Consider the following 15,195-nt stretch of genomic DNA (forward strand, 5'->3'; position numbering starts at 1 on the left):
TTTTAAGAATTCGTATCTTTTAGTGAGCAGTGAGGAAGTTCCCTGCTCAAGTTTGAACAGGAAACCCTTATCACATAAAATCAATTGATTATTTTGTATCTACTAATTTAATATCGGTTTCATAAAGATTTGCAGCAGTATCTCTAACTTCTTTCCAACTATCTTTAGCCACATCGAGATCCTCTTTTATGAAAAATAGATCGTTAGGGTCCATAACTGCAATATTTTTAAGTAAAGATTTATATTTTGATCCAACTACATCCCATTTGGTTGAAAGATTTTGTAGTGCAGTAATTGCTATATCAATAGTCTCTGTTAAGGATTCAGTTTGCTCTTTTAGATTGGTTAAACCAGCTACTTCTAATTGAGCCTGGGTTATTTGTCCTGTTATATTCTTAATCTCTTCCTGAGCCTTATCCATCTCTTGCTTTGCTATAACAATTCCCGCTATACCACCTGCTGTTGCTCCTAAACCACCTACAATGAACACCACTCCTAGTTTAGCTCCTAAACCAGTACCAATTAGAACTGCTCCGCCTATAATAGCAAGTGGGCCTAAAGCCGTTGCAACTGCTGAGGCAATAAGCAGTTTATTATATTCAGCAATTGTAGCATGATACGTTGTGAGTTGATTTTGCAACAGCGGAATTCCAGCATCTTGACTTGCTAAAATAGACGTTATTTGAGTTGCATCTTGTTTAAAGTTTTGCGTATCTGTTGCCATTTTCTTTCGGAATTCTCGCAGTTCTCCTAATAATTCGTCCACTTCCGCCTTATTTGCTACAACATCATTATTTAGCCTTGTAAGTCCATTTGATAATGTTTCCTTGTCCTTATTGTTTACAGCTGTTATTAACGTATCATAGTAATTTTGAAATTTAGTATTATAATTAATAATATTTTGATTCGTTGAAATCATTTGCGGTTTAAGTTTATCTAACCATTGCCCTGCATTTATTCTGGCAATATTTTGATCATTAATTATTTTCGTTCGTAAAGATGTATCAATTGAATTGAGCCCATTGAAATCAGCATTTGCTTGTTTAATGATTGTTAAAGCATAAAGGTCCATTACTAAAGCATTTGACCCTGTATTTGTTATTGCCTCTTTAAGACCCTCTGGTCCTAATGAATAATCCGGGTAATCGCCCGTTGTACCTGTTTTAGCGTGAATAGGAGTTGATTTTGCCGTGCTTTCCGCTGCAGAAGCATATGTTGGCATGATACTACCTGCTGCCATTACCGTTATTAATGCGGATAAAGCCATTACTTTATAAGGCTTTTTTGTCATTTTTTTCTTCTCCTTTAACTTTCAGTATAATCATATTTCACTCTTTGCTTAAACTTAATTTATTGTTACATTTGAAATGAAATTTTCAAACTTTTTTGTTTGCAAATACAGTTCATCACTGAATTCTTTGAGCTGAATTAATTGATTTTGCAATCCAAGACTATCCATGTGTGCCCCTGCACTCAGATTGAGTTGGATTTGGATCATTGTATCATTTAGCGCTTTCCAATCATTCATCAAATATTCAAAAGTAGTAATTTGCCTCTTAATCATCTCAGTAAACCCATTCATTTGATCCTCAATAAAAGTCATTTCAGTCACTTGAATTTGGGTTTCTGCTAACTGCTGAATTAGTGGTAGTAATTCTTTTTGTTTCTGCTCAATAATCCTAGCAGAAGCAGCTGTTTGGCTGTCGAAAAGATCTAAAATTCCACCACCAAGAGATGAAATAGAGATAAAATCTATAGTTTGAGTCTGAGCTGCTCCGCCCGCAATCGTAAAGACTTGCTTCCCAATATTTATAACGCCGTTACGAATTTCATTTGGTCTATTTAAAATTTTTGCGAGTTCTACCAGTATCTCTTCTTGAAGTCTTTTAATATCAGCTCTTAGCTGTGTAACAGTTCCATCTGACCCCTCTAAGGATTGAATTGCTATTTTTGCTTTTTCAGAAAACCCTTTGTTATCTTGAAGCAATAAATCATTAAAACGATTTAGCTGCAATAAGGTTTGGTTCATACTATCTTGGATAGTTTGTACGTCCTGTTGTAGTCTATTAAAAGCATTTACAAAACTCACTTTTGTTTCCGCATCTGTATTTACCGTTCCCGCTAAATCATATAATGTACCATAATAACCATTGAATCTTGTACTAAAACGCTGCATATCTTGATTTAAATCAACTAACTTAGGATTATATTCATCTAACCATTCGCGAACATGATTTTTTACAAATTCTTGGTGATTCGTTAAACTGCTCATACCAGTCCCTTTAATGGTTGGTTGCTGTAAAATAATTAATCCATATGCTTGTGCTAAAGGTGATTGTGAACCTAACGTTCTAATCGAATGTGATAATGTATTCGCATTTTTGACATTTTGTACATATGTTGACTCTGATTTAGACTGCACCTTCTCCGCGTAAACACTTACATAGTTGGAAGGACTTGCTAATATTGCTGTAACCATTAATCCTGTAACTAAAGTTTTTTTCACTTGAACTCCTCCTTTTCTTATTTTTTAAAGAGAGATTCTAGATTAAGTCTGTTACAATTACTATTTTTATAAAGGAAATAGCAATAGATATTGACTAGATTCTTTCTTATTCTCCTTTATCGGGGGATGGAAAAAGATACCCCCTATTAGAATATATAAACGTCAGAAAATACGCAATTTTATGATTAATCACCCACTATAAGATAATAGTGACTAGTTTTTTTATGTTTTGTTATATATATGTCATTTGAAATATATATTTTTTTTTTGGTAATGTCATATTTATAATAAAAAGATATATATGAATTAAGAAATCCATCGTTAATTGTCATAAATTCTATAATGATTTTGAATGTGCTTATCTTTCCAAAATGTAAAAATAAATACTCTTAAATTATGTTGGGGAATAAAATTTAACCTTTGACCGATTTTTACTCGTATCTAAGCTTGTACCCCATGCCATATTGGGAAAATTGTACACTTGGACACATTTTAAGCGTTTTCTGTACATTAAGAGATATCTGTCCAGAAAATCCATGTTTATGGACAGGCGATAAAACTCAATAATATCAACGTTTTTTAGCTATAATCGTGTTCATAAAGTATGTATATAAATCAGTGTTCAATTAAACTTAGTATTTTATCTTTATGAACATATACTCATCTAAAAAAAACACTGTAATGATAAAGGTTTGTAATCCTTAGCGTACAATTTTCCCGAAATGGTATGGTGAGGTCTAAAAGTAAAATAAAATTGTCAAAAGATGATACCAATTTGATACTATCTAATATTGATATCGAGAATGAAAATAATTTAAGAAGCTAAAAAAACAATACGCAGAAATTTTTATCAATTTGTAAATAAACAACAAAAATAATAGAGAATAAGGCGTATATAATCCTAATGGAATTGTTGCATTAGAAATGGATAAAACCGTTTCTTCATCATCTTTACCAAATTGTGGGAATTGGGATTGTATCGTTAACAAAATATTATGAGCTGATAATGCATATATTTGAATGCGCGTTTCTTTTCCAGACCAATCAAATATCTTTTTTTGAGTAATAGTGTCAGTATGTTGAAGTTTTAGAGATTACTTACACATCTATTAAAATTTTTGCACCAGAACCATACAATGTAATTGAAGCAATCCAGGAAACGAAAGATGGGGGATAAAATAGTCAATATTCAGTAAATGGTCTGCTTTTGTATGGAAGAAGAACCTAAATTGGATTCTTCTTTTTTATCGTTTTCCGACAGAAGACTCCTTCCTCAAAAATGTGAAGGTGTGAAACACCAATTTTAGGTGGGAGATGAATGTCGGTTGGCATAAGCCAACATGTTTGCTATCATTTACTTGTACAGATTGCTCTTCGAAAACTGAAGATATGAGGTTGGTTGCAGAAAAACGTTCCAACCGTAAAATCTTCAACGTTCTATCGCCCCATGCTTGCCGATGTTGCGAAAACCAAGCTAAAGTAGGGAGTGTGGGGCGTCAACGTACAAGATACTTGTGTTCTCACCGTAGGGACTACGGGTAGAGCCTGCTAAGATAACCGGTGGATACATCGGTGTTCGCAGGAATCTCCCACTTCAAAAAGTCCGTAAGGACGTTAAGTGGTGAGTAGTTCAAACAATCGTTAGTAATTGATATAGTTCATTATACGTCGAAAAAAACGAAGTTTGGTTGTTGCAAACTTCGTTTTCGTGTATATAGAGTATGAACGGTTTCAACGTCTTTTTACATGTCTATAGTCTTGTTCGGCGAGATTGTTCAAATGTTTGACTGTACAATGAGTTGTTTATAAAAACCTTGTACTTTTAATTTGTTAAATGCGCAAAGTAGTGCTGGGGCCTTGTCTGTTTTGAGAACCGTTGACTCTCCAAAAGCCTTCACCAATCTTTTCATAAAGGCATAGGCTGTCTGATGATCTCTAGTTTTTTGAAGTTGAATATCCAATGTACATCCATTATTAAAGATTTTACGATATAAATAACAACATTTTCCTTTCACTTTTATATAAATCGCATCTAATTTCTAGAATGATTGAACCTTTCTATTTTTCTTCTTCCAGATTTGATAGATCAAATTACCATATTCATGGACCCAACGTATAATCGTTTTTGGATGAATATGAAATCTTCAGATTCTTTGAGGACCTCAGATACACCTCGATAACTAAAAAAACAAAAGTAATAGCCAACGGCTATCACAAAATTATCTTTCTTGAATTGTATTACCTTTCAAATATCCTATCTGTGATTTTTCTCATTTTCTTTTCTGAAAGTGATCTATTACTCAGGATTTAAGCCTCCTTTGACCTATATGGTCATAAATGAATTACATTTTTCTTTGGCCGATAAATTTTTGATAATCGTAAAAAAAGGAATTAAACCCGTGTCCATTGAGCATTTCTTCCTCGTGAAGCTAGCTTTATAAGACCAAGAGACTGGAAGGAAGCTAATGCTTTACTGATTGTACTTTCGGCAATATCTGGATAAACGTCACGAATATTTTCTTTAGTAAAAGGTTTTTTTTGCCTAATTATATAATTTTTAATTCGCTCAATTTTAGTATCCCTACATATAGAATCCTGAACTGTTAGATGCAAATCCTGATATGCTTCTAATATAATTGTTAAGAATATTTTTATCCAAAAACTGATATTGTGCCCACGACAGTACCAATTAACTGAAGATTTAAAGATTGAATCATAGTATTTTGATTCATGTTTCTTTATATATTTATCTAAACATACATACTTTATAAATGTATGTTCAGTCTTCATTAATAGTAATTGTATCAATATGAATGCGAGTCTTCGATTTCCCTGGTCAAAAGGGAGAATACAATAAAAATTCAATATAAATTGAGCTATTAATATAAGTGAATGAAAATCCTTATTCTTCACTAATGTATTATATTGCTCACATAATTGTTTTACAGATTGGGGGATAAGTTCCCGAGCTACTGGACGATAGCTACTGGAATGCATCCCATATTCAGGAACACCTGGGACAATAAATTGTTTTTTACGCCACATTGCACAGTCAGAAGTAATATAATGGATTAATTGAAAATGTAATTCTTGTATTGTCTCTGAGTTAACGGGTAGATTATGGAACTTTTTTTGCACAAGAGACATTGCTTGATAATAACAATATACGGCATCTTCTTCTATTGTTTTGGGTAACATTTCGTTCAAAATCAGTTCTTTTAACCTTTTATTCGGAACGTTTACATCCATAAAAACAGTATTAAAGTTTTTTATGTAATGAAGGGGGATAGTTTTCTCCAAATTATTGAATATATCAGGGTTTCTGTCTTGATAAGCGGATATTTTTCCTTTGTATTCACTAATTTCACTTATTAAACTTACCAGTTCTCTTTGTAGCTCTATATCTAAGTATTTATCCTCAAAAAAATCTCTCATTTAATACCTCCATTGATCATTAAGTGTTGCTACATAAATTAATCTACTCTAAAAATATTTTACAATAATTTTTTACGATATTACTACTGAGGGTGTTGCAAAACTCATAAATATCCAATCTTTTTATATAGATAGGCTCTCATACAAGAAAAGCATGCGAGCCTATCTATAATCGGGAACTACCTTTCATTATTATAAAGAAAAAATCCATATAAAACCAATAAGTTTTTCTATATTAAAACGCTACATTTTCTATATTTTATGGTAAAATTAGTGATTGAGGGTATAATTTTTCAAGAGAAAAAGGCAAACAATATAAATACTTTCTGAAAGTGATCAATTCAAGTTCAACAAAAAGCATTTGTTATTCTATAGCAAATGCTTTTTGACAAATTACACACTTTTTTATAACATAAAAAAGGAATTGAGTGGCTAGACTCAATTCCTTTGGTGAAGCTATTTGTCAACGAACACCAGGTAAAAGAATCCTTCGTTAAACGTTGGATTCTTTTACTTTGTCTGTAACATGAATTTTAATACTGGATATGCCATTTTTCTTGTTGAACATCCTCGTTTGAGCGCTAATTGTTGTAAGAGTTTTTGTTGAAATGGTGATATTTCAATTTTTACAAAATGCTGAAAAGCATGAGATTACATTACAGGTATACCCTCTTTATAGATATAGTCTAAGCCCTCTATTACTAACTCCGATGCGGTTTGATTTAGATTTTCGTTATACAATGCGAACTCTTCCAGTCTTTCAAAAAAATGTGGTTCTAATGAAATAAATAACTTTTTATATTCTTTTCGAAACTTCTGTTTTTGACCTTTCCAGTAATTTTGCTCTTGCATAACTGCATGATTGTCGATAGGTAAGTCTTTGAGATTATTTCTAACTTTTCCCCCGATCCGCACAGTACGTGCCACTTTCATAGCATACCGTGCTTCATCTATAGTGTAGTTTTCTTCTCACCCAATAATGATAAGTTCTAAGTAAACAACACTAGTTTTTTGTTATTTGTTTCCACTTCAGTTTGTGATTTCATACAGATTTCCTCGTTTTTAACTAGTTTTCGCAATTTGTTGAGTTTGTTTAACTGTTCCTCGTTAAGTTGTAGCTCAAAGAGTAGTTGGTTAATGATTTCAACTTTGGTTGCCTGAATTAGTCTGTAAATACTCGATTTAACAATTGTAAGGTTTTTGTAGCTATTGTCCTTTGTTTCATTCCATAATTGCTTGTGACAACAATGGATGTCCCACAGGGTAGAAGTTTCTCCCCAGTTACACTACATCTGCCTTTTTGAGCGACGTATAGGGAGATTCGAGGTACATTTAATTTCTTAAGTTGATAACGATGTGGTGGAATCCCCATTATGGTCTTAACTTAAAAAAGATTTTAATAATATGTCCTTGCCTACGCACCGAGAAACCACTTATTTTTCTCTACATAATCTCCAGATACAGTCCATATCAACTATAGATTCTTGTTTTATGCTAAATGCATACTCAAACAAAACAAGGAGGTAATGAAAAAAACATTATTAGCAGCAACACTTTTAAGTACAGGATTATTTGCGGGTGGTGTAGTAGGTACAGAAGATGTAAAAACGGATGAAAAAATAAAAGTTACTGTTGCAGATAAAGATGGAAATATAACGTATAAAGAAATTGATGGAAGTGAAATTTCAAAAAACGCAGTACCAGCAACTCCTAAAGGTGATGTAAAAGAAGATGCAAGAATGGATAACCTAAAGTCAAATGAAGGTAATTCAATTTCAATGAGTGCAGATGGAACAACTTCTTTCTCACAAGACTTTAATGCATCTAAAGATGCAGTACCAGCAACCTCTAAAGAGGATGTAAAATAAGATAATTAAATTGAGAAATCAAAATCAAAAAGAACTGGGCATAAATAGCCCGGTTCTTTTTGATTCCTACAGTTTTTTTAAAAGAGAGCTTTGCCCACATGTCCATCAAGCTAGTAAAAATAAATACCCCAAAAATAGTAAAATTGACATCCCCAGAGTAAAAATGTAAAAAATTATTGATTAGGGGGCAGCATAAAACCTTAGCTTGATAAAGATGTGGTGCTACTCCATTAGTAAAACAAAGAATTTAATTAGCTCACTAAAAAAGTGACTTTAAGTAAGAGGTATATATACGGAATACCATTAGCATTTCTCTCATTTTCCACTTTAATGTATAGAATGAATTATTTGACGCAAATAACTTCTTCTAACTAAACCTGTAAATGAATGGAAGTATAAGAAACTAATTGTAAATATAAATAATACAACTCCTACTAGTACACTAAGAATAGATAGTATCGCATTCACTTGTTTACTTTCTAACCATTTTAATAACGGGGAATCAAATATAAAAGGTCGATATGCGTTTGTATAATCATTTGGAATTATCTTTGTAAGTTTTTTAGCCACATTTTTATAAGCACAACGAGTTAGCGGCCCGTTAGCGTATGAACAGAGTGTAGCAAGCGGCGAGTCATAGTCGATAGTGAACTTCTGTCATATTTATAAAGAATAATAAAATTTGAGTGGGATCCTGCTGGATTAATAGCTATGTCATAAAAATCATGACATTTTGACACTACCGTATGTGACAGAAAAACACTTAGTATCAAAGAGCAGTTTTTAACACATTAACAATAAATGAGGAGGGGGAGATTTTCATTGCGTATGATAAAAAATTTAAAGAGGCATGGAAGGAGAAATAGGTATGACCTATTTATGAAAAATAAACCAGTAACGAGAGTTTTTTAAGGAAAAGAAGCAATTTCTATGATTAACATACATGTGGAAAAAGAGGAATTTACCATTTGTTAGAACTCAATAGCTTTTGTGAAAATAATATTGAGTAAGATAATTGCAAATTTACCTTGTTTTTATCTGAATTTTCCAATTTGATTATTTCAACTTTATGAAGATAGTAGCTAGAAAATTTGTGTGATAGTATTTTAAATAGAAAAAAAAGACAATTCTGAAAAGAGGGTGTAATTTGGATGGTTTAACTATTGTTAATTTTAGGGTTAGATAGCTATTAATGGATTATTTTCATTGAGTAGAGTTTTAGCTTGTAGAATATGAAAATCAAAGAAAGTTTTTCAGATAAATTAATGAAATATTATCTTTTTTTACTGTGGTTGTAATGACGATATAACTAGAAATCATTTAATTTGTCCACGTTTATAGGTGAAAAAGATTATTTAGAGTCAGAAGTGAATGTATAAAAACTGAAAATAAATATATTTGAATGCATAAATTATACCAAAGATATTGAATTTTATAGTTATTGAAGTTTGAATACTATTAAATTTCGGATGGATATATGTAGAGTTATAAATTATATGCAAAAAAGAGGTATTGTGTACACGAAAACATCCGTTTTAGTAAATTTAAGGAGCACATTTTATGAAAACTACCGATTCACAAGGCCTATTAGGAAATAGGGTTTATTTACAAGTTTTTTCTGCCTATTCATTGCTTATGCTTGGTGTTTTTATTGATATGTTAGCGATTATGACTATAGTTGGGTTTGAATGGGAAGTAGATCCTACTATGATTGGATTGATCCCTGTTGCATATGCACTTCCTGGAATTATTTTTGGCTCATGGGCAGGTGTTATTGCGGATCGTTTTCGAAAAATTCCAATTATGATGTTCTGTAATTTGATGGTTGGTTTAATAACAATTGCTCTTTTATTTGTACAAAATATCCACTGGCTCTTAGTGGCATTAATGATTCGTTCCATTTTTATTGTTTTCTATTATCCTGCACAACAAACACTAACAAGACAAATTGTATCCCCAGATTTGCTTACTAAAGCAGTAAGTATCAACGGAATAGTAGAGCAGGGTACCAAGATAGTAGGCCCACTTATAGGGGGCATGTTGCTGAGCTGGTTTCAGCCAGAGTTCTGCCTAATTATAAGAGCTATAAGTTGTTTATTAGCTACTTTAGTTCTGATACCCACAATAAAATTCAAAGAAACTATATCAAAAGAACTTGTTGAAAAGCAAAAGCAAAGCACTTGGGCTGCTTGGGTACAAGGGTGGGGCTATGTGTTATCTAATCGGATAATATTATCAACTATGATTTTCGTTACAATAGCCATGGCAGTATTACAATTAGTAGACTCACAATTCCCGACTTTATTTAAGAGCTTATTCCCACATGATAAAAGTAAAATGGGATATATCATTTCTATTATTGGTCTTGGCGGAATACTTGGTGCATTACTAACTCAGAAATTAAAACAATTTCAATATGGTTGGGTAGTATGTGGAGGCATGGTTTTAATGGGAATTGGTTTTGGAGGGATTGGTTTGATAACGCCCGGTACGGTCTTCGTTTTGGCCTATCTGATTAGTTTTATCGCTGGTATTGGAAGTGGGCTGATGCTTGTATCTAATCAAGTCATTTTACAAATAGAATCTGATCAAGATCAAGTAGGAAGAGTATTTGGTATTCAAAGCAGTTTAACAAACGCAGTTCTAATTATTTCTCCTGCTATGAGTGGCCCATTAGTGCATTTGTTTGGAGTAACTCAACTCTATGTTTATGGCGGGATTGGGCTTGTTGTCATTGGAGTAATTGGAGTTTCACTGCAGAAATATTTATGGGCTAAACATAAACACGAACCTATAAGAGCAAATAATTTTTGAAGGGAAGATTTTTTATGACCAATGAGGAAAGTTATCCATTAAGTCACCCGCAGCGAAGAATATGGTATACAGAAGTTATTCATTCTGATAAAGGGATATGTAATTTAAGATTTTTATTTAAACTTCATCGAAAAATGAATTATTCAAAATTAAACCAAGTTGTGAATCGTGTTATCAGTGAAAATGACGGTCTGTGCATTAGATTAAAAGAAAATGGGCATCAGGAACCTAAACAATATTTTATTAAACATGAAGAACAAGAATTTGAGTTTTTCGATTTCAGTAATGTGGAGAATTCAGATTTACTTGAGGAATGGATTGAGCAGAAAACAAAAGAAACGTTTACATTATTTAATTCGAATTTATACTATTTCGCCTTAATAAAATTAAACGATAATGAATGTGCAGTCTTTGGAAATGTTCATCATATTATCATGGATGGTTTATCAATTCAAATATTTACTGAGCAGATTGCAAAATATTATTATGAAATGCATAACGAGACTGAGGAAGGCGAAATTAAAAATTCATATATTCAATTTCTGGCTAATGAACAAACATACTTGAATAGTAGTCGCTTTCAAAAAGATCAAAAATTCTGGTTAGAGGAATTTAAAACACTTCCATCTGTGACCGGATTGAAGACCTATAATACGTACCAAGTTAGTACCAAAGCATCACGCGAAACGTTTATATTATCGGAGCATTTGAAGAGAAAAATAGGATTATTTTCCGAAAATTACAAATTTAGTTTATATACTCTTTTTGTCGCTGCTTTCTCGTTGTCCATGTATCGGTGGACTTCATCGCTTGATATTGCATTAGGAATGGCTTACGGCAACCGTATGACTAAAATGGAACGAAAATTGATTGGAATGATGGTGAGTACAGTTCCTTTAAGAATGAATATTGATCCAGAAGAAGAAGTGCTTTCATTTATTGGTAGGGTGTCCAGAAAACAAAGTAAATCATTAAGACATCAGAAATATCCATTTGATTTATTATTAAAGCAGATTAATAAAGAGAATAACAGCAATGTGAGACTTTTCGGAACTACGATTGATTATAGGGATCGTGATGAAAGTGGTGACTCACTATGGATTGCAAACCGTGAAGAAGTACAAGATTTTGCAGTGCATATTGAAAATCTAATTGATATAGACTCTTTGCATGTACATATTGATTATCGTGAGGAGCTATTTTCTAAGGAAGAGATAAAACGCTTTTTTAACGTTATGTTAGCGATAATGGAAAACACTTTTGAAAACCCAAAGCAGAAGGTAGCTGAAATTGAAATTATTTCTGATGAAGATAAAAGAAAAAGTTTAGTTGAGTTCAACAATCCTAAGCTGGATTTCCCACCTCGGGAAACTCTTCATGAATTGTTCGAACGACAAGCAATGATTTATCCAAACGCTATTGCAGTTACGTATGAAAAAGAAAAAGTTACTTATAGGCAACTTAATGAACGTGCAAATCAGTTAGCTCATTATCTGCAGAAAAAGGGAATAGGACCTGATACTTTAGTTGGACTGTGTGTTGAACGTTCTCTCGAAATGATTGTAGGTATTTTAGGGATTTTGAAGGCTGGTGGGGCTTATGTTCCACTTGATCCAACATATCCTGAGCAGCGACTTCAATATATTTTAGAGGATGCTAGCATTCAGATATTCGTAACGCAAGAAAGTTTAAAAGAATTGAAATGGTTACCAGAAAATGTTGAATCGATTTGCCTGAATCGTGATCAAGAAGAGATTGGGAAAGAAAGTAAGACCTTGCCGGTTTCTGATGTGAATTCCCAAAATCTAGCTTACGTAATCTATACTTCGGGATCAACAGGGAATCCAAAGGGCGTTATGATAGAGCATCACAATGTCATTCGGTTATTTAAATCGACGGATTGTTGGTATCAGTTTAATGAAAAAGATACTTGGACGCTTTTTCATTCTTATGCATTTGATTTCTCAGTATGGGAAATTTGGGGAGCATTATTATATGGTGGAAAATTAGTTGTTGTTCCGTACTGGATTAGTCGATCGCCAAAAGATTTTTATCAATTATTGGTGGAGGAAGAAGTCACAGTTCTAAATCAGACACCTTCCGCATTTCGACAATTAATACGAGTGTGTGAACACGAAGATAAGAATAAAAACTTGCAGCTGCGTTATGTGATATTTGGCGGAGAAGCGTTAGAACCCATCAGCTTGTTACCGTGGTTTCAAAGATATGGGGATAAAGAACCACAGCTAATTAACATGTATGGAATTACAGAAACTACAGTTCATGTTACATATTATCCAATTACTCTAGATGATGTACATCATGCTTCGAGAAGTAATATCGGAAAACGGATTCCAGATTTAGAAGTGTATATATTAGATGCTTATCAACAACCTGTTCCTATAGGTGTAGATGGTGAGCTTTATATTGGCGGGGCAGGGCTTGCACGTGGGTATTTAAATAGACCTGAATTAACAGCAGAGCGCTTTATATCTCATCCATTTAGTAGTGATCCGAAAGCAAGATTATACCGGACAGGAGACTTAGCGAGGTATTTGCCAGATGGGAATCTGGATTATCGTGGAAGAATTGATCATCAGGTTAAAATACGTGGTTTCCGAATTGAGATTGGGGAGATTGAGTCTACTTTAAATGCATATGCATCTATAAAAGAGGCAGTTGTAATTGTAAGAGAAGATCAACCGGGTGATAAACGATTAGTAGCTTATGTTGTAGGAGATGGAAATGTAGGTGCGTGGAGAGAGTATCTTAAAGCGAAACTACCGAGCTATATGGTACCTTCGGGATATGTGACGATGGAAGCCATTCCACTTACAGCTAACGGCAAAGTTGATCGTGAGGCATTACCTATGCCAGAGGAAAAGCAGATTAATAGTGAATGTGTTGGCCCTCGGAATAGTAATGAACAGATACTGGCTACCATTTGGAAGCAAGTATTAGGTATTAAAAAGGTGGGAATCTATGATAATTTCTTTGAAATTGGTGGCGACTCGATTCTCAGTATTCAAATCATATCTCAAGCAAGTCAATTAGGGTTAAAACTTACTCCGAAGCAAATGTTTGAATGCCCAACTATTGCCGAGCTGGCAGAAGTGGCTATAGAAACGCAGGGAGTACAAGCGGAGCAGGGGATTGTGACAGGAGATGTGCCTCTTACTCCAATTCAGTACTGGTTCTTCGAGCAAGAACATCCACATCCAGAGCATTGGAATCAATCAATGCTTTTAAGAGTAAAAGAAAGATTGGATGTGAAGTTACTAGAGGGAGCAATATTAAATTTACTCAAACATCATGATGCTTTACGTTTCCGGTACGAGCAGTTACCAAACGGAACATGGAGGCAGAGAAATGAAGGGACTGATGAGCTGTCAGTACTCCATGTTGTAAAACGGAATAAAGTTAATGAAAAAGAGTGGAATAAAATAATACAAGAAGAGATGGACATTAATCAAGCTAGTTTCAATTTAGTTACTGGTCCGTTAATGAGAGTAGTTTACTTTGAGGATAACTTGACTGGAAATGATCGAATATTCTGGGTGATTCATCATTTAGTAGTAGATGGAGTATCATGGAGAATTCTATTGGAAGATTTACAGGTGGTATATAACCAGATGAAACAAGGTCAAGGAATTCGCTTACCTGCGAAAAGTACATCTTTTAAAGAATGGTCTGAACGACTCCAGATATACAGTGATTCGGGTATTTCAAAAGAAGTACAGGATTATTGGAATGAACAAGTAGAAAAAGAAACGATGACAATTCCAATGGACTATCCAATACAAGAAACAACAGAAGAATCGATTGATCAAGTGACGAGGACTTTAGGAGTAGAAGAAACACAAGCATTGTTACACGAAGTTCCAGTCACTCATAAGACAAGGATTAATGAGGTACTATTGGCGGCATTAGGACAAGCTATCGTCGATTTTACAAATCAGCAAACGGTTTCTATTCATCTAGAAGGACACGGGAGAGAAGAGATGATTGAAGGTATCGATTTATCACGGACAGTGGGTTGGTTCACGAGTATTTATCCTGTTCATCTGAATTTTCAAGGAACTAAAACACCAATTGAAGGCTTAAAGGCTGTCAAAGAACAATCGCGTCGAATTCCGAATCACGGAGTAGACTATGGTATTTTACGTTACTTGAATAAAGAAATACTTCCGTTTTATGAGCAAAAGCCTTCAATAAGCTTTAACTATTTGGGTCAATTTGATCAGGTGTTTTCAAAGGAATCTTTGTTTATGCAAGAGGCAGGGTTTACATTTTTAGATCATGCTCCAGATTCCAAGCCATCTCATCTAATTGATGTTATCGGAATGGTGAAAGATGAAAAGTTACATTTTATTTGGATGTATAGTAGAGAACAGTTTTCTAAATTAAAAATTCAAGTGATAGCAGATGGTATGTTGAGGCATCTTCGCCAACTTATAAATAAACCAACAACAGAGTCTGCTTTTACGGTATCAGATTTTGCTGATGCAGAGAATCTTACGGAAGAAAGCTTGAGCAAAGTATTACTTAAATTAACAAAGAAGAGGGTGTAAA

At 33.6% G+C, this 15,195-nt stretch carries 5 protein-coding genes and 5 pseudogenes; 3 read left to right on the top strand and 7 right to left on the bottom strand.

Annotated elements, in window-relative coordinates; all coding sequences use genetic code 11:
- Positions 1 to 88: 88 nt before the first annotated feature.
- From nheB to MKX31_RS27705, 6 genes and pseudogenes are all read right to left on the bottom strand, one after another.
- Complete coding sequence (nheB, locus tag MKX31_RS27680) at positions 89 to 1,291, bottom strand: non-hemolytic enterotoxin subunit B (protein ID WP_050845448.1); 1,203 nt, start codon at positions 1,289 to 1,291, stop codon at positions 89 to 91.
- A 54-nt stretch (positions 1,292 to 1,345) separates the two neighbouring features.
- Positions 1,346 to 2,506: a non-hemolytic enterotoxin subunit A gene (nheA, locus tag MKX31_RS27685; protein ID WP_222655514.1), complete on the bottom strand. Its 1,161-nt coding sequence runs from the start codon at positions 2,504 to 2,506 to the stop codon at positions 1,346 to 1,348.
- Between the two features lie 1,630 nt (positions 2,507 to 4,136).
- Positions 4,137 to 4,764, bottom strand: a pseudogene (locus MKX31_RS27690) (IS6 family transposase).
- 133 nt (positions 4,765 to 4,897) lie between these two features.
- The gene (locus MKX31_RS27695) at positions 4,898 to 5,941 is read right to left on the bottom strand and encodes a Fic family protein (protein ID WP_064474294.1); all 1,044 of its coding nucleotides are present in this window, start codon (positions 5,939 to 5,941) and stop codon (positions 4,898 to 4,900) included.
- Between the two features lie 510 nt (positions 5,942 to 6,451).
- Positions 6,452 to 6,793: pseudogene (locus MKX31_RS27700) on the bottom strand (hypothetical protein).
- A gap of 137 nt (positions 6,794 to 6,930) precedes the next feature.
- A pseudogene (locus tag MKX31_RS27705) lies at positions 6,931 to 7,274 on the bottom strand (group II intron reverse transcriptase/maturase); the annotation flags it as partial.
- Positions 7,275 to 7,608: 334 nt separating this feature from the next.
- Here MKX31_RS27705 and MKX31_RS29355 point away from each other — a divergent pair.
- Positions 7,609 to 7,806: pseudogene (locus MKX31_RS29355) on the top strand (hypothetical protein); the annotation flags it as partial.
- 369 nt (positions 7,807 to 8,175) lie between these two features.
- Here MKX31_RS29355 and MKX31_RS27715 read toward each other — a convergent pair.
- Positions 8,176 to 8,382, bottom strand: a pseudogene (locus tag MKX31_RS27715) (ABC transporter permease); the annotation flags it as partial.
- A gap of 987 nt (positions 8,383 to 9,369) precedes the next feature.
- Between MKX31_RS27715 and MKX31_RS27720 the strand changes: the two are divergent.
- Complete coding sequence (locus tag MKX31_RS27720) at positions 9,370 to 10,623, top strand: MFS transporter (protein WP_088047353.1); 1,254 nt, start codon at positions 9,370 to 9,372, stop codon at positions 10,621 to 10,623.
- A gap of 14 nt (positions 10,624 to 10,637) precedes the next feature.
- Positions 10,638 to 15,194, top strand: a complete 4,557-nt coding sequence (locus MKX31_RS27725) for a non-ribosomal peptide synthetase (RefSeq protein ID WP_098103164.1) — start codon at positions 10,638 to 10,640, stop codon at positions 15,192 to 15,194.
- Position 15,195: the final 1 nt, after the last annotated feature.

Origin of the sequence: Bacillus sp. FSL M8-0063, from assembly GCF_038005545.1 — a bacterium.
Taxonomy (GTDB): Bacteria; Bacillota; Bacilli; order Bacillales; family Bacillaceae_G; genus Bacillus_A; species Bacillus_A wiedmannii.

What these genes read in the sequence shown, in the direction of transcription:
- nheB (WP_050845448.1), bottom strand. Translation starts at nt 1,291, where the DNA reads ATGACAAAAAAGCCTTATAAAGTAATGGCTTTATCCGCATTAATAACG.
- MKX31_RS27695 (WP_064474294.1), bottom strand. Translation starts at nt 5,941, where the DNA reads ATGAGAGATTTTTTTGAGGATAAATACTTAGATATAGAGCTACAAAGA.
- MKX31_RS27720 (WP_088047353.1), top strand. Translation starts at nt 9,370, where the DNA reads ATGAAAACTACCGATTCACAAGGCCTATTAGGAAATAGGGTTTATTTA.
- MKX31_RS27725 (WP_098103164.1), top strand. Translation starts at nt 10,638, where the DNA reads ATGACCAATGAGGAAAGTTATCCATTAAGTCACCCGCAGCGAAGAATA.